Consider the following 22308-nt stretch of genomic DNA (forward strand, 5'->3'; position numbering starts at 1 on the left):
CTGCCTATGAGTGAGTTCATACAACTGGCCTTTTCGAAAGTGAATTTTATAGCCACGGTGCTGGCCATACTCTTCGCCATCTATTGGGTCGTTACGATATTCACGGGTCTGGATTTTGACACCGCTGACAGTGATCTGGCACTTCACCATGACGGTGACCTCCATCATGACGCAGGTCCGCACAAGGACTTTCATCATGGCGAGTCCCAGGCGGATGGTCATTACTGGCATTCGGTACTGAAATTTTTCCACATCGGTGAACTGCCAATACTTTTTATTTTCTCCTTTGTCAGCATTTTCATGTGGCTGATTATGATCAATACCAGTGCCTGGCTGGGATGGCAGGACAAATGGATTGGCCTGGTGCTTTATATTCCGGCTTTTATCCTGGCAATGCTGGTCAGCAAAGTCGCCATTATCCCTTTCCTGAAACTCTATCGGGTGTTTAACCACAAAGGGGAAGAAAGCATCGATTTTATTGGCAAAGTGGGCGCGGTCTATTCTGTCGTCAAACCTGATAAGCTGGGCCAGATTGAAATCAGAAATCAGGGAGATGTCATTCGGGTTTATGCAAAATCGATCGATCACGAAATCTATGAACCGGGCAGTCAGGTCATCATCCTGGAAGCCTCCCCGGACCAAAAATTTTTCTTCGTACAATCTTATAACCTGTAAAAATCAAAACATAATATGGCAAACTACTCTTTTTATATAACCGCCGGCTTTTTGATCCTGGCCGTTGTCGGTTTGTTTTTCTGGCTGATCTCCATGTACAAAAAAGTAAGCCAGGGAAAGATCCTGATCAGGACCGGTCAGGGTGGTGTGAAAGTATTCTTCAATGCAGGCCTCGTAATTCCCGTACTCCACAAACAGGAGATTATGGATATTTCGGTCAAAAAACTGGACATTGAACGTATGGGGAAGGAAGGTTTGATTTGTAAAGACAATATGCGGGCCGATATAAAAGTAGCTTTTTTTGTACGGGTCAATAAATCCGCTAATGATATTATTAATGTAGCGCAAACCATTGGTGCGGACCGCGCCTCCTCTCATGATACACTGACAGACCTGTTCGAGTCAAAATTTTCCGAAGCACTTAAAACCGTGGGCAAAAAATTTGACTTCATTGAACTCTATGAAGCCCGCCGGGAATTCCGGGAAGAAATTATAAATATCATTGGCACGGACCTGAATGGCTATGTGCTGGACGACTGCGCGATCGACTATCTCGAACAGACCCGGGTTGAACTCCTGGATAAGGACAATATTCTGGATGCAGAGGGGATCAAGAAAATTACTGAACTGACAGCAGCACAAAATATTAAAGCCAATCTGATCCGCAGGGATGAGGAACGAACGATCAAAAAACAGGACGTGGAAACCAGGGAGGCCATTCTGGAACTGGAACGCCAGTTAAAGGAAAAAGAAGAAACCCAACGTCGGGAGGTGGAGAATATCAAGAGCAGGGAGCAGGCGGAAATTGACTCAGTACGTGAACAGGAAAGACTGCGTTCTGAGAGAGTTCGGATACAGACAGAAGAACAACTGCAGATTCAGGAAGAAAATAAACTTCGCCAGGTAATTATTGCCGCCAAAAACAAAGAACGTGCGGAAGCCGTGGAAACAGAACGTGTATTGAAGGACAAGTTTCTGGAAGCAACAGAAAGAGAACGCGTAGTTTCACTGGCCGGTATTGAAAAAGACAAAGCCCTGGAAATCGAAAAGAAAAATATTCAGGATGCCATACGCGACCGGGTAGCGCTGGAAAAAACGGTGGTGGAAGAACAGGAAAAAATAAAAGATGTACAGGTACTCAAGGAGGCCAACCGCCAAAAGGACGCAGCCGTAATCAAAGCCAGCCAGGAAGCCGAAGCCAAACTGATCGAAGAAGTGAAAAAAGCAGAAGCACAGGAAAAAGCGGCTACCCATGAAGCCCAGAAAGTAATTATTGAAGCCAATGCCCGCAAAGAAGCCGCAGGCAAGGAGGCAGAGGCCCGCAAAACCATTGCAGATGCAAAAGCCAAGGAAGAAGCCACCGTGGGTCTTTCTGAAGCACAGGTCATGCATGCGAAGGCGGATGCTGCCGAAAGGCAGGGCTTTGTAGATGCCGCTGTAATTGAAAAAACAGCCGTAGCTGAAGCGGCCGGCATAGAAGCGAAAGCCGAAGCCAAACGAAAGGAAGGGCTGGCAGAGGCAGAGGTTATCCGTGAAAAAATCGTCGCAGAAGCCAAGGGTATCGAAGAAAAATCGCACGCCATCAAATTACTCAATGATGCCGGAAAAGAACACGAAGAATTCCGCCTTTCCCTCCAGAAGGACAAGGAAGTAGAACTGGCCGAAATTCATATTCAGAAAGATATCGCCGAAGCCCAGGCCATGGTGCTGGGTGAAGCATTCAAAAATGCGAAGATTGATATCGTGGGTGGAGAAAATACATTCTTTGACAATGTGGTGCGTCAGGTATCCAATGGCAAGGGACTGGATAAACTCATCGACAATTCCAACCATCTCTCGCAGCTTTCGGAAAACCTGCTGGGCGGTGAATCCGGTTCGGATAATATAGTGGACCGACTCCGTGAAATGGCAGACCGATACGATATCAGCAGCGAAGACATTAAAAACCTTTCGGTAGCGGCACTGATCGGCCGGATGCAGTTGGCTGCCGGCAGCAGTGATAAAGGCTTTTTAAACAATTTGCTGCAAATGGCCAGAAACATAGGTATTGAAAATAAGAAACTGCCGCAGATCGGCAGGGGCTGATTCCATCGCCGGATCAAAATCATCCGACCCCACCGGTCGGACTGATGCAGGATGCTATCGCACAGGTCAGTTAGCGTCCTGTTTTGTCGGCGCTCAATTCCGTTCGGCCCACCCACAATAATAAGAATACCGCAGCTGCGGCAACCGTGACATATGGCAGAAAATACCACCGATATACAAATGGATTCGGGAGCCTATGAGGTTATCCTACAAAGGCTCAGGGTCCAGAAAGAACAATTACTGGAGCAGGTAGATCAGCTCAACAAAGACCGTAAGGAAGTTTTTGGTGCTACCGGTTTTGAACTGCTGGCCAATCTTAGAATAAACACCCAGAATAACTGTTTTGCCAAAGATATCGTTGCCCTGGGCCAGTTTTGTCTTTTTGGCTATAATGTTCAATTCGGACTTCGCCAGGATATTGATATCGGCGATGTATTCAGTATGTACCATTTTGATGGTAAAGAATTTACCACCAGTGACCTTTCCCTGTTACAGGATGAAAACTTCATTCTGGAATTCAGAAACCTATACAAATATTTCCGATACGCTTCTTTTTCGCGCTTTTATCGAAACGGCAATCTGCTGTACATGATCTTTCAGCAGACCGAAAATGTGCAGGATATCAAAGCCTTCAAATGGTTGATCCAAGACGGTCAATTGCAATTTATCGATGCGCGAAGTGCACATGATATCCGGTATCCGCCTCAACATGATTTTGAGTGGATCCGGGCAACCCGCGACATGCAGCGAGGCGGAAAGAGTCCGCATGTATCAATTCTTGACCGGGTATTTGTGGAAACCATTAACGGAGACCTTACCATCAAAGTGGAGGACAATACCGAATCAGGTAAGGGCATTTACCGCGAGGAGGTTGCGCAAAAGGATCAGACGCTGGATGACAGTGAAATTTATTTTGCGGACCTGGGAAATATTATTCTGATGAATATCCGGCCCTATATGGAAGACTGCCGGTACTTTATCTATAATGACAAGCTGAAACATATCACCCGTGTAGATACCCTGGCAGATGCCGGACTGCTTCTGCCGGAAGAACAGGGCATCCTGTTGTCCAACGGATACTACCTGCAAAATGGTGATCATAAGATTTTTGATCGTAAAATTGATCAGCTGAAATTTGCCGCCCGTGTGGATGCGCCGAATGGCGAAGATTTTTTATATATTTTCTATCAGGAGAACAGTTACAGTTATGTATTGCTTTCCTATAATGTCATCGAACAGCAGGTACAAACCCCTATTTTTTGTAATGGCTTTACCATCTTCAACAAGGGTAAACTGGTGTATTTTATTGCGGAAAAAGATCCATCGCGTCACCACCTGCTGCAGGTCTGGCAGACCCCGTTTACCAAAGAACTGCTGCTCAACGAAGCCCAAAGCCAGCATCATCTTTATAAGATCGGCAATAAGGCGATTGTCCACGCCATGGCAGAAATCCGCGAATTGCTGGTATTGCTTAACCAACAGGACAATTATGAAGGGCTGTATGATGATCTGTTACAGAAAAGTCAGGAAATATATGATTCATTTTTCTGGATGCAGGACGAAACCCATTACCAGTTTGCTGCTATCCTGAAGGCCATCAGGCAGATCGCAACCAATGCCATTGATGAATTTAAAAAAGTGGTGCAAATGCGACAGCAGGCTGAACGATATACCCGGCAAGCTGTAGAGAAGGCTGAGAAGCTCATTTTTGAAGTTCGTACTTCCAAAAAGGAAACACTTCAGGATTTTGTTGGCTTGCTGAGCCGGCTAAGAATTTTTCGGGGCGAACTCATCGGACTGAAAAAACTGGCTTATATGGACCAGCAGCTTATCGACGCGCAGGAGGCCGAAATTGCAGAAAAGTCGGACGCGCTTTCCAAAGACTGCGTCGGGTTTCTGCTTCGGGATGACGCACTGGATTCCTATAAGCAGGAGCTCAGTAACCTGCAGGAGCAACTGACTGGCGTTAGTAAAGTAATCGAAGTCCGTGATCTGGAGCAAAATGCTGCCTCGATGGCATCCGGCCTGGAAATGCTTATTGAAATCATCAATCAGCTGAAAATTGAAGATGCTTCTCAGACCACCCGTATCATCGAGCAGATTTCTCAATTATTTTCCCAGCTCAATCAACTGCGTACGCGATTGCAGAACCAGCGCAACGAACTGAATAAACAGGAATCCGAAGCCGGATTCCAGGCACAGATCACGCTACTGGATCAGTCAATTATCAACTTTCTGGATATGGCGGATACGCCAGAGAAAGTGGATGAATACCTATCCAAACTAACAATTCAGTTGGAAGAAATTGAAATGCGTTTTGCGGAATGGGCGGAAGTACAGGAAAAGGCTGCCGAGAAAAGACAATCCCTGTATGACAGTTTCGAAGCCCGTAAAGTACAGCTGCTGGAACAGAAAAATAAAAAGACCCATCAATTGATGCAGGCAGCAAACCGTATTCTAACCGGTGCGCGCAATAAGACAAAACAACTGGACAGTGATACCGAGATTCACGCGTTTTTCTCCTCGGATCTTATGGTCGGAAGGGCCCGTCAGATCGCCCGTGACTTGCTGCAATTACAAGATACCGCCAAATCGGAAGAAATCCAGCAGCAACTCCTGGTACTCGAGCAGGAAGCTATCCGAAATCTGAAAGATCGCAAAGAACTATATGTAGACGGTACCAAACTGTTGGCCATGGGGGCGCATCGTTTTGTCATCCAGTCACAACAGATTGCATTATCACTGACGTATAAAGACAACTGCTACTATTACCATATAACCGGTACTTCCTATTTTGAGCCCGCAATTCACCCGGAACTGGCGACGTTGGGAAATGTGGTCGCCCAGGAGTTTGTTTCTGAAAACAATACCGTTCCCAGGGCCATGTATTTTACATGGAGGGTGCTGCAATCCTTCAGTAACCGGCAGTTACCGGAAGAACAGACATTGCGAAGCGCCGTCAGCAACTATCTGACCAGCCACACCGCTGAAGGTTATGTCAAAGGTGTGCATGACGCCGATGCTTATATCCTGGCCAAGAACTGGCTGGAGCTGCAACAGGATCTGGGTCTGTTATGTTTTCTGCCGACGGAAAGGGCTGTTGTTCATTTATTTTGGCACTATCTGAACGAAAAGGAACAAACGGCAATCAGTCGACAGATCGAAGCCGTAAAGTTTTTGAAGGATCATTACCAGCAGGAATACGAAATACAGCTGTTTATTGAAAGAGCGGCGGAAAAAATCACCGCCTTCCAATTGAAATATTTTCCGGAAGAAATTGTCGATACCCGAAAGTCCGCCGCCTACCTGTATAATAAAAATGCCGGTGAGATTGCCATATCCCGGCAGCACCATGAAATCTATGCCGCTTTTAAAAAGCACTTGAAAGCCGATTTTATTGATAAGAAATATGAAACCAGTCTGCAGGATCTACACCAGGACCCCTCCGTCCTGCGGGCGCTGGTGGGAAGTTGGCTCGAGCGATTTGCGCAGACCAGTGACATAGCGTTGCCGGCGCACCTCATTTTTGAATTGTCTGCCCTGCTCATTGCAGAAACGAAGACTGCTATCACGATTCTGGACGCCTCCGAGCAACGGAAGGTCGCCGGGTTGCAATCGATATCCGGTACTGACGGATCTTTTACATTGAATCACTATTACTGGGTCCGGCAACTGGAAGATTTTGACCGGCAGCAGGTGCCGCGATTTACCCGCCTTCAGGAATTGAAAAGACAGCTACTCCAGGAAAAAAATCAGCAGCTTCGTCTGGATCATTTTGCAACCGAAGTACTGAGTTCTTTTGTACGCAATCAGCTGATCAATAAAGTGTATTTTCCTGTCATTGGGGCCAATTTTTCCCGCCAGATCGGTGAAGCCGGTGAAGCCAAAAGAAGCGATCGCAGTGGTCTGCTGCTGTTGGTTTCTCCACCAGGCTACGGCAAAACCACTTTAATGGAATACATCGCAGATCGTCTGGGTCTGGTATTTATCAAAATCAATGGCCCCTCACTCGGTCATGATATTCGTTCTGTTGACCCGGGTGAAGCCAAAGACGCGGCTGCTAAAGCAGAGCTTGTGAAGCTGAATCTGGCTTTTGAAATGGGTGACAATGTCATGTTATATATAGATGATATTCAGCATTGTCATCCGGAATTTTTGCAGAAATTTATTTCACTGGCCGACGGTCAGCGAAGAATGGACGGTGTCTTTAACGGTCAGTCCAGGACTTATGATCTGCGTGGCAAACGTTTTGCACTGGTGATGGCTGGCAACCCTTATACCGAATCAGGCGCCCTGTTTAAAATACCGGATATGCTGGCCAATCGGGCAGATATTTATAACCTGGGAGATATGACCGCCAACAATAAAGCGGCTTTTGAGATGAGTATGTTGGAAAACGCACTAACATCGAATTCGTATTTACGACAGCTCACCCAGAGCGGTAATGAGAACCTGTATACGCTGGTCGATTTTTTGCAGCAGCCCGAATCACCCCTCCCCAATCTGGAGGGCAATTTTTCCGCCGCAGAGATCCAGGATTTTATCAAAGTCGTGCAACATGCCCTCCAGGCCAGAAATGTCGTATTAAAGGTCAATGCCGCGTATATCCAGTCAGCGGGTACCGAGGACGGCTTCCGCCAGGAACCGCCTTTTAAACTTCAGGGCTCCTACCGGAACATGAATAAAATACTGGCGGCGGTTCAGCCCATCATGAACGAAGCGGAAATCACCACGCTCCTTTTAGAACATTATAAGAATGAATCCCAGACCCTTACACGTGATGCAGAAGCCAACCTGCTCAAACTACGTGAAATCATGGGTCTCCAGACTGCACAGGAAATGGCACGCTGGGCGGAAATAAAAACTGAATATAAAAAATACCGGATGCTCAAGGGACTGGACGAGCAGGACAAATTTGCTCAGGTTATAGCACAGATGAATCAGTTCGTCCAGGGACTGGAAGGAATCAGGACCGTTTTGGAACAAAAACCCGGCGACTGATCAATAGGGCCGCTGTCGGCCAACTAAATGGCTTGTACCGCTTCCGCCACCATGGCAATGGTATGGTCCAGTTCTTCATAACCCAGGGCATTATTGAGAAACCAGCTTTCAAATGCAGAGGGTGGCAGGTAGACCCCTCTTTTCAACAATTCATGAAAGAAGACGCGAAAACGCTCCGTATCCGCCGCAGCCGCACTCGCAAAATCGGTCACCGGTTGTTCTGTAAAATGAATGCTCATCATAGAGCCCAGCTGATTGATCACAAAAGGCTGTCCCCAGTCCTCCAGGACTCTGCGGATGCCCGAAGCCAGATAAGCAGTTTTCTGATCCAGTTCGGTAAGTAGTTCAGGGTGGCCTTTCAATTCCTGCAATAATGTATAGCCGGCAATCATTGCAATGGGATTGCCACTCAGGGTACCCGCCTGGTATACCTGTCCCACCGGCGCAATATGATCCATGATTTCCTTTTTCCCACCGAAGGCCCCTACCGGCATACCGGCGCCAATGACTTTCCCATAAGTCACGAGATCGGCCTCAACGCCCAGTTTCTGCTGAGCACCCCCAGTCGCCAGCCGAAATCCTGTCATTACCTCATCAAAAATCAGCAGCATCCCTTCGCGATCGCAGATCCGGCGCAGGCCTTCGACAAAGCCTTCCCGCGGCAGGATACATCCCATATTGCCAGCCACCGGTTCCAATATTATGGCGGCCAGCGTTCCCCGATGCGCCTGCACCAGCTGCTCCACGCCCTCCAGATCGTTATAGGCGCAGGTCAGGGTATCTGCACTGGCACCTGCAGTGACACCTGGTACGGTTTGAATATTAAAAGTAGCCACGCCGCTTCCTGCTTTCACCAGGAAAGGATCGGCATGTCCGTGATAGCAACCCTCAAATTTGATAAATTTATTTTTCCCTGTATAACCCCGGGCCAAACGAAGCGCGCTCATACAGGCTTCGGTACCACTGCTGACCATCCGGATCAATTCCAGGTTTGGCACCATGGATCGGATCAGCTCGGCCATTTTAATCTCCAGCTCAGTAGGAGCACCAAAAGAGGTAGAACCTGCTGCCTGCCTGCAAATCGCCTGGACCACAGGCTCATAAGCATGCCCCAGAATCATTGGACCCCAGGAGGCGATATAATCAATATAGGCTTGCCCATCCACATCATAGAGATAGGCCCCACGGGCCTTTTCTATGAAAACAGGTGTTCCACCAACACTTTTAAATGCCCGCACCGGGGAGTTCACACCGCCCGGAATACTTTTCTGGGCTCTTTCAAACAGCATCCTGCTGGACGCATAACTATATCTGTTCATTGCAAATATTTCAAGTTCTCAGACCAGCTGCGGCATGCAGCGGTCCTGGTTTAAGTACGTATCGCCTTTTGCTGTTGTTGCTCATAGGCTGATTTAACGGTTTCAAAAAGCTGAGCAGCATCGGTTCTGAGCCGGCTGACAGCAATATTCACCGGCGTCTTCAGTGATTGATAATTCAGCTCCAGCATTTTCCTTTTCACAGTATTGGTTTCCTGCTGGATATAGGCTTCAGGGTGGCGGAGCATGACCGTAAGAAAATTCTCTCCGGCCCCATGCATTTTTTTGATACCGGCAATTTCCTCCCAGGGAACCTGGGCAAAAAGCACCCCCATGGAATTATCCGTAATACCTGCATCATCAATCAGAAGTCCCGGCTTGCGCTTGAATACCTTATTGGATACGATCGTAGCCGCCAGCACAAATATAACTGTGCCCACGTACCCACAACCCCGTACAAAACCATAATGATTTCCTTTGACAAAATACTGGGGATGGGTAACCATAAAGGAACAAAGGATTACCGCAATGACAAAAAAGACAAACATCCTGATAGCTTTTCTTTTATCAATCGGTATTTTGATCGGCGTCATTAATTCATGTTTTAAAAATGTTTAACTATCCTGCAGCAGGCGGGCAGCAGCTTTCGCAAAATAAGTGGCGATCAGATCTGCACCTGCTCGCTTGATGGAAGTCAGGCTCTCTATAATCGCTTTATTCTCATCCAGCCAGCCCCGTTCCGCCGCCGCCTTAATCATGGCATACTCACCACTGACATGATAAGCGCTTACCGGCAGGGTAACCGCGTTTTTGACCTCACGGATAATATCCAGGTAGGCCATCGCAGGTTTAACCATTACGATATCCGCTCCCTGCGCTACGTCCTGCAAGGTTTCATTAATGGCTTCAATCCGGTTGGCATAATTCATCTGATAGGTTTTCTTGTCGCCAAAACCAGGACTGCTGTCCAGCGCATCCCTGAAAGGACCATAGAAACAGCTGGCATATTTGGCACTGTAACTCATAATGCCGACATCGGAATATCCGTTTTCTTCCAGGGCCGTACGAAATGCGCCGATACGGCCGTCCATCATGTCGCTCGGTGCTATAAAATCAGCTCCTGCAGCTGCATGACTCAGGCTCATTCGGGTCAGTGCTTCTACTGTGGCATCATTGAGGATGGTACCCCGATCGGGATCGACAATACCATCATGCCCGTAAATCGAATAGGGATCCAGGGCGACATCGGTCATTACCACGAGATCAGCAAAACGATCCTTTATTGTTTTTACGGCGCGCTGCATCAGACCTTCGGGATTCCAGGCTTCTTTACCTGTATTGTCCTTGAGATGATCTTCGGCCTTTACAAAAAGCAATACAGACCGGATGCCCAGGTCCCATAAGGATTGAATTTCATCAAGGATCAGATCCAGGCTCATCCGATAATAACCGGGCATGGAACTTATCTCTGTTTTCAGATCCTTTCCCTCGTCAATAAACAACGGGACAATAAAATCCCGGGGACTCAAATCGGTCTCCGCTACCAGTGACCTGAGTGCGTCGGATTTTCTTAGTATGCGATTGCGTCTGATTAAATGCATGCTCATTAATTTATGTAGCGGCTGTAGCAGTTCCCCCGAGCCAGTCCCGGGGATGCTGACATGCCATTAGTAATTGTTCTTCTTCCGATCCCGCGGCGGGCTGATAATTATAGTCAAAACGAACGGTTGGGGGCAGACTCATCAGGATGCTTTCTGTCCGTCCGCCTGTTTTCAACCCAAATATAGTCCCTCGATCGTGAACCAGGTTGAACTCAACGTAGCGCCCCCGCCTGATTTCCTGCCAGTACTTGTGGGCGGCTGTAAATGGCATTTGCTTTCTTTGCTCTACAATAGGAATATACGCCTGGGTAAAACAATTGCCATTGGCCTGCTGGAACCGGAACCAATCCTGCTGGTCCATTCCGGCGCCAGGCTTCAGGTGGTCGTAAAAGACACCGCCGATTCCCCGCATCTCAAAACCACGGTGGGCATTGTTAAAATACTGATCACATTGCTGTTTAAACTCCGGATACCATTGGGTGCCAAAGGGATCCATGGCTTCTTTCAACTGGCGGTGAAAATGCACGGCATCGGCTTCAAATAAATAATAGGGCGTGAGGTCTGCACCGCCTCCAAACCAGCAGTCTTTCAATTTACCTTCCTTATCATAGAGCTCAAAATATCTCCAATTGGCGTGGGTAGTGGGAACAAAAGGATTGTAAGGATGTATCACCAGACTCAGGCCGCAGGCAAACCAACTATCTCCTTCCATGCCCAGTTGCCGACGCATGGTATCAGTTACCGGCCCATGCACTACGGAACTGTTCACCCCACCCTTTTCAAAGACTTCGCCATTACTGATAACCCTGGTCCGGCCCCCGCCGCCGCCTTCCCGCTCCCATTTATCTTCCCGGAACACAGCGTGACCGTCAGCAGCTTCCAATGCAGCACAAATTCTGTCCTGCAGGTTTTCTATATATCGGATCCAGTCTTCTTTAAAAGCCATTATTCGGTTATTTTCGATTCCATTTGTTATCCTCCGGCGTGGCGTCCATAAAGATACCACCGTCAATTTCAATAGTCTTTATCTGATCCATCTCAGTTACCTGCAGTTTGATCAGGGAAGCGGATTTCCAGGCAGTCGGGGTGTAGTGAAACCGTTTTTGTCTTCCGTCAACAAAGGTCATCACCAGGTCAAAGGGTATGGCAAATCCACCCCGGTTCTCCACGGAGACATAACGTTCATCCACCGCCTGTATGCGAACATCTATATAATTATTGGTAAAAAACCAGTTCTGAAAAAACCAGTCCAGATCCTGACCGGTGCCTGTATTAAAGGCATTAAAGTAATCCCAGGGTATGGGATGTTTGCCGTTCCACTGTTCCATATAGAAATGCAGGCCTTTTTTAAACAGGCTGTCTCCCAGCAGGTCCTTCAAAGCCAGGTAAGACAGGGCGGCCTTACCGTAGGAATTATTGCCATAGCCCGGACCACTGACCTGTGTGGACATCGTAATAATCGGTTGATCCTGTTCCGCGGAGGGATCACCGATCCATCTTTTTACCCGAAAACCTTTGAAATTGGCTTCGGCGGATGGCTTACCCGCATAGCTGATGCCAATCAGGTACTCCAGTGCCGTGGCCCAACCTTCATCCATAAAGGCATAGCGGGTTTCATTAATCCCCATATAAAAAGGAAAATAAGTATGGGCAATTTCATGATCCTGTACCAGGCGGCCAAATGCGTCATTGGCCTGTTCACTGCCAAAATCAATTTTGGAATCATTGACCATCATCGGATATTCCATGTCTGCAAAGCCCTGAAAGGCGATCATTTTTGAAAAAGGATAGGGAACGCCTGGCCAGTTATTGCTGAACCAGGCCAGCGCATAATTATTATAGCGTACGGAATTCAGAAAACTCTGGGCGCCGGCTTCATAGGCCGCCTGTGTACTGGCCCTACGGCCGGTACGATTGTCGACAATTACACTGGAAGCCTGCCAGACATAACTGCTGCTGAGTGCAAAGCAAATATCCGTAATATGGTCCGCTTTGAATTTCCAGACATTCCAGGGTTGCTGCCGGGTAACTTTTCCCTGCTGCATTTCAGAAGCGTCCGCAACGGTGATCACAGAATCGCTATTATAAGATTGTTCCAATCGGTCTGCAATCCCGGGCAGCAGTACTTCCCGGGGATTCAAAAAATCTCCGGTAGCATATACCACATAATTTTGAGGAACTGCCACCGAAAAACGGTAGTCATTAAAATCGTTATAAAACTCTGCCCGATCAGTATGCGGAATCCGGTCCCATCCATTATAATCATCATATACTGTAATGCGTGGATAACTGTAGGCAGCGTAAAAAGTCGTGGCATTAATCTGCCCCTCCCTGCCACTTTCCCTGGAAAGCGGATAGGACCAGCTAATGCTAATCTGGGTAGTGGTTCCGGGCGCTATGGGTGTTTTCAGCGGAATATCCGCTACGGTACCCCAGCCGCTGGCATCTGCCTGATAGTCGGCCCCGTTAATCCGGAGTTGATGTAAAGTCAGTCCCTGATCCAGAAAATCCGCAGCGACCTGGCCACTGCGCGGAGAAGTGGGTTTGTGTATATTATTTACAAAACGGATGGGAAGCACTTTCAAACTATCGGGACTAATATTACTGTATTGAATCTGCGCCTCTCCGCTCAGGATACGGGTGACAGGATCCATTTTGAAACTCAGGTCATATACCCCTTTATTTTGCCAGTAAGCAGGTCCCGGGCGCCCATCCGGGGCGCGGGTTCCCTTTTCGTAGGCTGTTTTTATGTTACGCGGCATATACAGCGACTGGGCCTGTACGGAAACAGCCAACACGGCGATCCAGAATATTGGGAGCATCAAACGTTGAAACATTCCTGTTGATTTTAACATGCGTACTTTATTTTTCCGATGATTCAAAACGGAAACTCTTTACAGTATCCACAAATGCCCGGGCATGGTCTACCGGAATATTCGGAAGGATGCCATGACCCAGATTAGCGATATGACCGCGGGGGCCGAAAGCCTGCAGCATGGTCCTGACTTCTTTGCGAATCTCGGTTACCGGCGCCAGCAATTTGGCAGGATCAAAATTGCCCTGAAGCACGACTTCAGGACCGGCCAGCCGGCGGGCCATTTCAGGCTCGATGCACCAGTCAATTCCGAGTCCCTGGGCACCGGTGGCCTGCATTTCCGGCAGTGAAGACCAGGCGCCTTTGGCAAAAATTATCACCGGAACCTCATCTTTCAGCGCTGTCACAATCTGACGAATGTATTGCAGGGAAAATAGTTCAAAATCCCGCTTACCCAGGAGACCACCCCAACTGTCAAATACCTGTAAAACGTCGGCCCCGGCCGCTACCTGGCCTTTCAGATAGGCAATTGTCGTGTCCGTAATCATTTGTAATAACCGATGCGCCAGTACCGGATGCTGGTAGCAGAAGCCCTTAGCCTCATCAAAGGTCTTGGAGCCCTTGCCCTGCACCATATAGCAAAGCAGGGTAAACGGTGCTCCTGCAAACCCAATCAATGGAACCCGGCCGTTAAGTTCCTGTTTGATCATTCGAATCGCTTCGAAAACATAGCCCAGTGTTTCTTCGGTATCCGGGATTCTCAGACGCTCCAGATCCTTTTCTTTTTTGACTGGTTCGGGGAGCAACGGCCCCAGATTTTCTACCAGCTGCACTTCCAGACCCATAGCCTGCGGCACTACCAGAATATCTGAAAACAGAATCGCGGCATCTACGCCGATAATATCCACCGGCTGGAGGGTAATTTCACAAGCCAGTTCCGGGCGCTGGCAACGTTCGAAAAAAGAATATTTTTCACGTAGCCGGATATATTCCGGTAGATAGCGTCCTGCCTGCCGCATCATCCAGACCGGGGTACGTTCAGTGGGTGCACCTTTCAGCGTTCTAATTATCAGGTCATTCTTCAGTTCCATCTATTGTTGCTTAATTGTTTGAATTAATTGTTCTATAACGGCTGGTGCCGTAGCTTTTGGCGCCGTATACACCGGATTATCCATCCGTTGCTGAATGGCTTTCGTTGTAGTACTGCCTATGGAAAACAGGGGAACCTGCTTTGGGATATGGTTCAGACTGCAAAAACTTTCCACGCCACTGGGACTAAAAAACAGAACCGCCTGTATGGGATCCGGAACGGACACGGGTGTGAGTTCGGTCTCATACACGACGTATTCCCTGACTGGAATACCAGCTGCCGGAAGCAGGTCCGGGATGCTGTTCATGCGGCGGTTGCCGCAGAAAAAATACAATTCCTTTACCCCGGGAAATTTTTGTATTTCGGCTGCCAGTTCGGTACCATAGGCGGCTGTCGCCAGCAATTGGGATCCAGGGAAACAGGCTTCCACCGCCTTTTGGGTTTCTCCATGAATGGAAAATAATTTCCAGGTAGGCTTTGTCGGCAGGAGCGCCGCTACCGCCTTTGCTGCAATGCCACTGGTAAAAGCCACATGTATGACACGATTAGCCAGTGGTGCCAGACTGGCCTTTAGCGCATTTTCGTTCCGGGGCCGGGTGCGTATAAAAGGGATTTGGTTGATTTGGATGCCGGCATCGGCTGCCAACCGGATGAGGGTATCGGGAAGGATCTTGGTACTGACCACCGCCGCCGGGACGCCGGCTCCCGGATTCCCGGGCGCGCTTTGTTCACGACCACCTGCTGTTGAAAGCGCCATATCCTTGATTATTTATCGCTGTTGAGCTGATCCAAAATTTGCTGACCACCACCGGCCAGTAATTCCCGGGCGGATAAAAAGCCCGCTTCGCCCATCTGGGCGGTTGTAAAAGTTTTTTGTACGGTCGCCATATCACTGCCATCGGGCGATACAATATTGCCCGAAAATAATATACCGTCTTCATGCGGTAAAGCCAGGGCGCTGATCGGCGTGGAACAACCGCCCATTAAAGCACTTAAAAAATTTCTTTCCTGATGTACGCAGGTAGCGGTCGATGCATCGTGAAGTAAATGGCAGGCTTCCAGGACGGGGTTATCACCTGATCGCGCCACGACCATAATGGCTCCCTGTGCCGGTGCCGGCAGCATCCAGTCCAGTTCCATACTGCCTGTAGGTCTGCGACCGATCCGCTCCAGTCCCGCCGCAGCAAAAATGGCTCCCTGCCAATTACTGTCCGCCAGCTTCTGCAGTCTTGTATTAACATTACCACGAAGATTCTCGATCCGGGAACCAGGGTAGCGATGCCACCATTGCGCCTTACGGCGAATACTGCTGGTGGCGACCTGCAATGGAATGGTTTTCAGATCGGCAGGATCCTCCTGTTCCAGCAATTGCTGTTGTTCGGCATTCAAATGGGGCCCGAAGACCAGCAGGTCCTTATAACTGGCCCGCTTCAATACGGCCGCCTCTACAATACCAGCGGGAAGCTGTACCGGCACATCTTTCATCGAGTGCACGGCAATATCTATGGATTGATTCAATAAAGCGATATCCAGGCTACGGGTAAATACGCCCTGAACACCCATCGCATATAAGGGTGTAACCAGGTCGATATCTCCCTGACTTTTAATGGGCACTAAACGGGCCGGCAGGCCATGCTGTGCCAGTAAATCATGTACCAGTTGCGCCTGCCAGAGGGCCAGTTCGCTGTCCCGTGTGCCAATTCGAATGGGGTCAGTTGACATCAGGTGTTTGCAAATAGTCATTAATCAAATTAATAAACTGGCAACCCTTGTCATTTCTTGTCTTCAGATTGACCGCCAGTTGCTTGACGGCTTTCTGCGCTTTGAGGGTCTGCTCCTTGAGCTGGGCATCCCTTGCAAATTCACAGGCCGGTAAATGCAGCCGGTCAATTTCCTGTAATTTACTTTTCCAGGTTTTGAGATGCAGGGCAAAACGGTAGTCTTTCAACCATTGCCAGAATGCTTCGGTATAATGGGCAATAATGGCTTGGGCCTTGGGAATTTCATTTCGCCGGCGGGCCAGTGTTTTATCGAGTATCCTGGTGGAAATTTCATCCACATCAATCACCAGCTTACCCGGTATCTTTTTGACCAGTGGATCCACATTCACCGGTACGGAAAGATCCAGGATCAGTTGGTCTTTATGGTCGGTGAAATGCTCGGCCAAAACCGTGGGTTCATTCGCATTGGTGCATACAATTACGACGTCTGCTTCGGCGATGGCAGCGGGTTTATCGCTATAAGCCCGAAAATGAAATGCGCCCTCAGCTGCCAGGGCTTTGGCAGTTTCATCCGTACGGTTCATTAATGTAATCCGGGCATCCGGAAAATAAGTGTGCAGGTTCTTGCATACATTCCAGCCAAACTTCCCGGTTCCAATGACCAGCACTTTGTCCATATTATTGGCTGGTATCGACTGTAGCAGTTCGATAGCTGCAAAAGACACTGAAACCGTACCGTTACTCAGGGCGGTTTCGGTTTTTATTCTTTTGGATGCCTGTAATACAAAATTAAGGGTACGATCCATGACCGGACCTATGACGTCCCTGGACTTGGCATATTCCACTGATTTTTTGAGTTGCCCCAATATTTCATAGTCACCCAGAATCTGGGAATCCAGTCCGGATGCCACCTGAAAAAGGTGCTGTAGGGCCGGATCGCCGTTCTTGAGATAAGCGTATTCGAAAAATGTGGGTTTATCGGCCTTACAATGGTCCAGCAGCAGGTTGACCAGCTGCATGACGGATTCCGCAAATCCGTAGATTTCAGTACGGTTGCAGGTCGATACCACAAAGACACTTTTCAGCCCGGCCGCCCTGGCATCCAGGGCAAGGGCGTCAAATTGCTCATTATTTATGGAAAATAAGCCCCGCGTTGCAGCATCAGCCTTAAGATAGTTGATTCCTGCCACACAAAATCGATCCAGGACCTGTTTTGAAATATGAAAATCTTCAGCAGACATGTGAGTCCTGCAAATGTATACAACCTGCACATGTCAAACGTCACAAATTTGTCATCACATCATCAGGGGACCCTCAGAAAAACCAAAAAAGCCGGGAACACCGGCTTTTTTGACAAAAAGATGATCGGGATCAGTTCCCGGTCTGATAAGCAGTAATAACTTCCGAAACACTGATTCCGCCATCTGTATCGTACTGCTTCAGGCGTACAAAGATTTTGCTTTCGGGGTTGGTAAGTACTGCCTCACCTGATTTATCGCAGGAGGCCAATGCCGTGCCCATACCCAACAGGAGTACCAGCATTGCGGGCCAGCGACGTTTGGGACGCAGCCCTAAAGCGATCAGTGCCAGGACAATGGCGCTGATACCCGCCATTGCCATCGCCCGGGTTACCGGTGTACTGAAACTATAATAAAGCGCTTTGTCTGAATTACCGCCATCCGCTTTCGAAAACACGGTGCCCGCCTTAGCGAAATGGACGCCATCAGCTGATACTTCCACATCGAACTTCTGATTATTGGTCTCACTCATTGTACTCCAGTTCACCTCGAGCATTCCAGCTGAAATGGCCGCCTTGATCGAACCGTACCGGACAGGCAGGACCGTATTGATCGGTAAATACACGGTGGCCAGATCGGCAATATTGGCGGCATTACCGGAGCTGATCGGACCGGTAATGGTGATGGTTGGATCCGTCGCTGATACCTTACTCATAAAATAGATGCCGCCATCACTCCCGTCCTGAACTGCGATATAAAAATTTCCGGTAGAAGAAAGTGCCAACCCCACTACAGGCCCGACGAAATTCTGACCGTCCTGATCTACCACGTCCTGCTTTTTCACCATATCTGTAACACCGTTGCTACTGTTAGATATCGCGGACTTTGCCGCATAATAGATGACCGCCTGACCTCCGGGCTGATCCAGATTTACCAGTGCATACAGGTTCCCACTGCCATCAAGGGCAATATCACCATTATTAAAATTAGTGGCAGGGGCCTGTCCTTCCAGCGTAATGGTTCCTAAAGACTCCAGATTCGTTGCCGTACCGCCGGCACCGGTCTGAAACCGGAGCAGGTAGACATTATTCGTTCCCTCTTCGGTAGCCAGTATATATACCCAGTTTCCAGGTCCGGAAGCCATTCGCCTGAAAAAAACGTTGGCAGTATCGACAGTCCCATTAGCATCACCGGAAAGCACTTCCATTCCTGTATCCGGAGCCGTTGGGGTGGAACTGGGGTAGGCCGGAATAGCGCTGACAGTAAACGTACCCTCATTGCCGGAAGACGATGAGATATAATATAGATAACCATTGGCCGCATAAGCCAGTGCAGCGCCAACAGTTGACTGATCCGTGGAAGCGTAGTTTAATACAGGTCCTGAAGCGGCGCCGTTATCAGGATCAACTCCGCCAATCTGCGTAATGCCTCCTGCTCCCCAATTGTTAATACTGTAAATTTCATCTTGTGCGTTAGCCAACACAAGGCTGCTCATTGCCCACAGGGCAAGAATTAATTTTTTCATAAAGTTTCTAATGTTTAGTTCTACTATATACTACAGATCAAGACTGATATGTACATATTCGTATAAGTATTGACGCGAGAACTGGAATTATCCATTGGACCATTTCCTCCAAAGGGATTCCAAGGGTCCGTAAGGATGCCTGGTTAGCCAGATCCGGGAAAACCAGATTTGGACCATTACAAATACCAGATACAGGAGAAAAACGAAAGTCGCCGGAAGATTTGCAGCCAGATTCAATCCATAGGGAGCAAAGGCAAAACCTGCCAGAATTGATTGCAAAACATAATTGGTTAGACTCATGCGTCCATAGAACCTTAAGGATGGCAGCAGTTTTGAAAAAATGCCGTCGTATAGGATACTAAAACACATGATATACAAAAAAGCAACTGAAACACAATACCAGTTAAAACTTATCACCCTGAGTTGCTCTGCTGTAAATCCGGTCTTTCCCTGGAGCCAAAACTTACATAAAATCGAAATAACTAGTGCAAAGATAGGCAGGGCAATGTATTTCCAAAATCTTTTTTGTTCGCCTATGAATCGTTCATAGAAACGGCTTTTCCCGCAGCTGTACCCCAGTAGGATCAGTCCAAATGTTTGCAGCAGACGACCTGACTCTACCGACCATCTTAAACTGCAATACTGACCCAGGACTATATTGGCCCGAATATTTTCCACAATTCCGCCATTGGCATTTATGAGATCAAGTTGCTGTTTAATCGCTACCGTGTTCCATTGAATGAGCGGTTGGCCACCGTGGCTGCTTCCATAGACAAGGTTGATCCATTCCAGCGGTTGTAACAAGCCACAAACACCTAGTACTACGAGCCACTTCACCGGCAAACGCATCAGTGGAAGCAGGACCAGGCCGCATAGTGCGTAAGTCAGTAGTATATCGCCGCTGGGAAAAAATACGGCATTCAAACAGCCAAATCCGATCAACAGTAACAGTCGTTTAATAAAATAAATGGTGCGGTAATCACTTCGCCCTTTGATCTGTAGAAAAAAAGACAGACCGAACAGGAAGGCAAAAATCGGAAAGGTTTTACCGTAGAAAAAATGGTACCCGAACTGCTCGAGTAATTTATCTGCAGCAGCCATCACCGATTGCGATGTGAACGCTCGGGGCTTATAATTAAAACGGGTCAGAAAATGGTGCAACAGAATGCCCAGCAGGGCAAAACCTCTCAACGCATCAATCAGCTCAATACGATATTTTTTATTTGTGCTTCGTTCAGACATGTCGCTGCAATCCCGACAAAAATAGCAAACTAGTTCTGTACGGACTACCCAATATATCAGGCGTCTCCCACTTACATGAATATGATACAACAGACTGATAGCCAGATCGCATAACCGGAAGATCTGCTTCCTGATTCAAATATAGACAGTACTGTTCCCTGTTCGCCTCCCGTCAAAACTGTACCTTTGCCGCTTTATTTTAATTCAACCATTTTTTTCAATGATCAAACTCATTGCCATCGATCTGGATGGTTCTTTACTTACGGACGACAAACGACTACCACCCGATTTTTTCCAGATAGCGGGCGAACTGCAGCGTCGCGGCATCCTGCTAACGATCGCCAGTGGTCGGCCGCTCAGTAATATCCGCTCTGTTTTTGAGCCCATTAAAGAACAGATTTACTTCGCCAGCGATAACGGAAGCTACCTGGTTTTTCAGGACCAGGAACTGATCGTGAACAGTCTGGATCATGCAGCTCTCGTAAAGTTTATCGGAATTTCGCGACAAATTCCCGAAACCTATCCGGTGCTCTGCGGAAAAAATATCGCCTATGTTGAACACCTTGATGAAGTTTTCCAGCAACAGGCCCTAAAGTATTATCAGGAATATGTGGTGGTCAAAGATCTGGCTACGGTTCAAGATGAAATTCTTAAGGTATCACTTTGTGACTTAATCGGTTCGGAAGTCAACAGTTACCCGTTTTACAAGGCGTTCGAAAACGAATACCAGGTCGTTGTGTCGGGCCAGCTCTGGCTGGATATTACCAATAAGGATGCCAGCAAAGCTACCGCTATCAGAAAAATTCAGCAGCAAACCGGTATTCGGCCGGAAGAAACCCTTGTATTTGGTGATTATCTCAATGATACTGATATGATCCGGGAAGCGGCCTACAGTTATGCTATGAAAAATGCCCATCCACAGATTCTGCAATTGGCCAAATTTGTTACCAATCTGGATAACAATCATTATGGTGTTACCGAGACGATCAAGCAATTACTGGATATTCAGCTTTAAGTACGGAACAGCCGTTGCATAATCTGAGGCACGGTCCTGCTGTAATCTACCTGCAAAGGCGTATAATCCCGCATCCATTTTTTAAACTGGAGGGGAAAATCACGGCCCGCTACATCGAGGGTCATCACACCCATTTGTTGTAAAGCCGCTGCATTGCAGCATTGCTCATACTGCCCCCGGATGGGAATGGCCAGTAACTGCTTTCCCAAATGCAGGGCTTCGGCCGGCGTCTCAAATCCCGCGCCGGCGATCAGGCCCCGACAATTAATCAGGCTGCTGTTAAAAAGCCGACGGTCAACAGGCATCCAGCAAATATTGTCCTGCCGGCTGCTTTGAGCATGGTAGATCGAAAAAATATGAAATTTAAAATCCTTTAACCCGGAGAACAATTGCCAGAGTTGCCGCTGACAATAAGAAGGAAGATAGACAGTAATATGTCCCTGGTCTCTGGGTTGTGCTTCCAGAATTTCCTTTTTAATCACTGGAGGAAGTATAAAATCATCATAGGGTTTAAAATGAAGACCCAGATACTGTTCCGCAGGTGCAAATCTTTTCAGCAACCATTCCCCTGTCCTGCTGATCTGCGGCGGGCGGGGCACCTGCAGCGACTGGAAACTCGCCTGATGGCCAAAATGGATAGACCGCAGGTTTTTCAACCGGCAGGCAGCTGCGGTGAGATAATCATAATCATTGAGAATCAGATCATATTCTTCGACGGGCAAATGACTGATTTGCCGGCGTAGGTAAACCGGATTCACAGACCAGGCAGTTTTCCAGTAATTCAGGCCACCATGACAGCTGTAAAACAGACTCAGGCCGCGGCTTCTGTACTTAATGGGGGCTTCCAGACGAAGCTGGCTATTCCCGCCACTCAGGAAAATATCCACCTGACCGTACTGTTGTAGATAAGGCAATAATTCCATACAACGACTGATATGGCCATTCCCGGTTGCCTGTACGGCATAGAATATTTTCATGTTGTTT

The 22308-nt window shown here is 48.1% G+C and carries 16 protein-coding genes; 4 read left to right on the forward strand and 12 right to left on the reverse strand.

Going from position 1 to position 22308, the window contains the following annotated elements; all coding sequences use genetic code 11:
* Nucleotides 1-6: 6 nt before the first annotated feature.
* From ACYVI9_RS01285 to ACYVI9_RS01295, 3 genes are all read left to right on the forward strand, one after another.
* Nucleotides 7-675: a hypothetical protein gene (locus ACYVI9_RS01285; protein ID WP_460759583.1), complete on the forward strand. Its 669-nt coding sequence runs from the start codon at nt 7-9 to the stop codon at nt 673-675.
* A gap of 15 nt (nt 676-690) precedes the next feature.
* The gene (locus ACYVI9_RS01290) at nt 691-2760 is read left to right on the forward strand and encodes a flotillin family protein (RefSeq protein WP_460759586.1); all 2070 of its coding nucleotides are present in this window, start codon (nt 691-693) and stop codon (nt 2758-2760) included.
* Between the two features lie 153 nt (nt 2761-2913).
* Nucleotides 2914-7761, forward strand: coding sequence for a DNA repair ATPase (locus tag ACYVI9_RS01295; protein ID WP_460759589.1), 4848 nt, complete (start codon nt 2914-2916; stop codon nt 7759-7761).
* A gap of 23 nt (nt 7762-7784) precedes the next feature.
* Here ACYVI9_RS01295 and hemL read toward each other — a convergent pair whose 3' ends face one another.
* The 11 genes from hemL to ACYVI9_RS01350 form a co-directional block, all read right to left on the reverse strand.
* A complete protein-coding gene (hemL, locus tag ACYVI9_RS01300; protein ID WP_460759591.1) occupies nt 7785-9080 on the reverse strand; it encodes a glutamate-1-semialdehyde 2,1-aminomutase in 1296 nt (431 codons plus the stop codon).
* A 50-nt stretch (nt 9081-9130) separates the two neighbouring features.
* A complete protein-coding gene (locus ACYVI9_RS01305; protein WP_460759594.1) occupies nt 9131-9670 on the reverse strand; it encodes an STM3941 family protein in 540 nt (179 codons plus the stop codon).
* 21 nt (nt 9671-9691) lie between these two features.
* On the reverse strand, nt 9692-10678 hold the full coding sequence (gene hemB / locus ACYVI9_RS01310) for a porphobilinogen synthase (RefSeq protein ID WP_460759597.1): 987 nt from the start codon (nt 10676-10678) through the stop codon (nt 9692-9694).
* A gap of 10 nt (nt 10679-10688) precedes the next feature.
* On the reverse strand, nt 10689-11624 hold the full coding sequence (hemF, locus tag ACYVI9_RS01315) for an oxygen-dependent coproporphyrinogen oxidase (RefSeq protein ID WP_460759599.1): 936 nt from the start codon (nt 11622-11624) through the stop codon (nt 10689-10691).
* Between the two features lie 7 nt (nt 11625-11631).
* Nucleotides 11632-13533 carry a M1 family metallopeptidase gene (locus tag ACYVI9_RS01320; RefSeq protein ID WP_460759602.1) on the reverse strand — a complete coding sequence of 634 codons (1902 nt, stop codon included), beginning with the start codon at nt 13531-13533 and terminating at the stop codon, nt 11632-11634.
* A 7-nt stretch (nt 13534-13540) separates the two neighbouring features.
* Entirely contained in the window at nt 13541-14584 is a 1044-nt protein-coding gene (gene hemE, locus ACYVI9_RS01325; RefSeq protein WP_460759605.1) for a uroporphyrinogen decarboxylase, read from the reverse strand.
* Complete coding sequence (locus tag ACYVI9_RS01330; protein ID WP_460759608.1) at nt 14585-15340, reverse strand: uroporphyrinogen-III synthase; 756 nt, start codon at nt 15338-15340, stop codon at nt 14585-14587. It abuts the gene before it with no gap.
* 8 nt (nt 15341-15348) lie between these two features.
* On the reverse strand, nt 15349-16326 hold the full coding sequence (gene hemC, locus ACYVI9_RS01335) for a hydroxymethylbilane synthase (RefSeq protein ID WP_460759610.1): 978 nt from the start codon (nt 16324-16326) through the stop codon (nt 15349-15351).
* Nucleotides 16295-17545, reverse strand: a complete 1251-nt coding sequence (gene hemA / locus ACYVI9_RS01340) for a glutamyl-tRNA reductase (protein ID WP_460759613.1) — start codon at nt 17543-17545, stop codon at nt 16295-16297. The genes hemC and hemA overlap by 32 nt, the downstream gene beginning before the upstream one ends.
* A gap of 130 nt (nt 17546-17675) precedes the next feature.
* Entirely contained in the window at nt 17676-19067 is a 1392-nt protein-coding gene (locus ACYVI9_RS01345) for a hypothetical protein (protein ID WP_460759616.1), read from the reverse strand.
* A gap of 87 nt (nt 19068-19154) precedes the next feature.
* Nucleotides 19155-20309: a DUF418 domain-containing protein gene (locus tag ACYVI9_RS01350; RefSeq protein WP_460759619.1), complete on the reverse strand. Its 1155-nt coding sequence runs from the start codon at nt 20307-20309 to the stop codon at nt 19155-19157.
* A 220-nt stretch (nt 20310-20529) separates the two neighbouring features.
* On the opposite strand from ACYVI9_RS01350, the gene ACYVI9_RS01355 reads away from it, so the two are divergent.
* Nucleotides 20530-21324, forward strand: a complete 795-nt coding sequence (locus ACYVI9_RS01355; RefSeq protein WP_460759621.1) for an HAD family hydrolase — start codon at nt 20530-20532, stop codon at nt 21322-21324.
* Here the strand turns inward: ACYVI9_RS01355 and ACYVI9_RS01360 are convergent.
* Nucleotides 21321-22301: a glycosyltransferase family protein gene (locus ACYVI9_RS01360; RefSeq protein WP_460759623.1), complete on the reverse strand. Its 981-nt coding sequence runs from the start codon at nt 22299-22301 to the stop codon at nt 21321-21323. The genes ACYVI9_RS01355 and ACYVI9_RS01360 overlap by 4 nt on opposite strands.
* Between the last annotated feature and the right edge of the window lie 7 nt (nt 22302-22308).

Source organism: Niabella terrae (genome assembly GCF_054783135.1).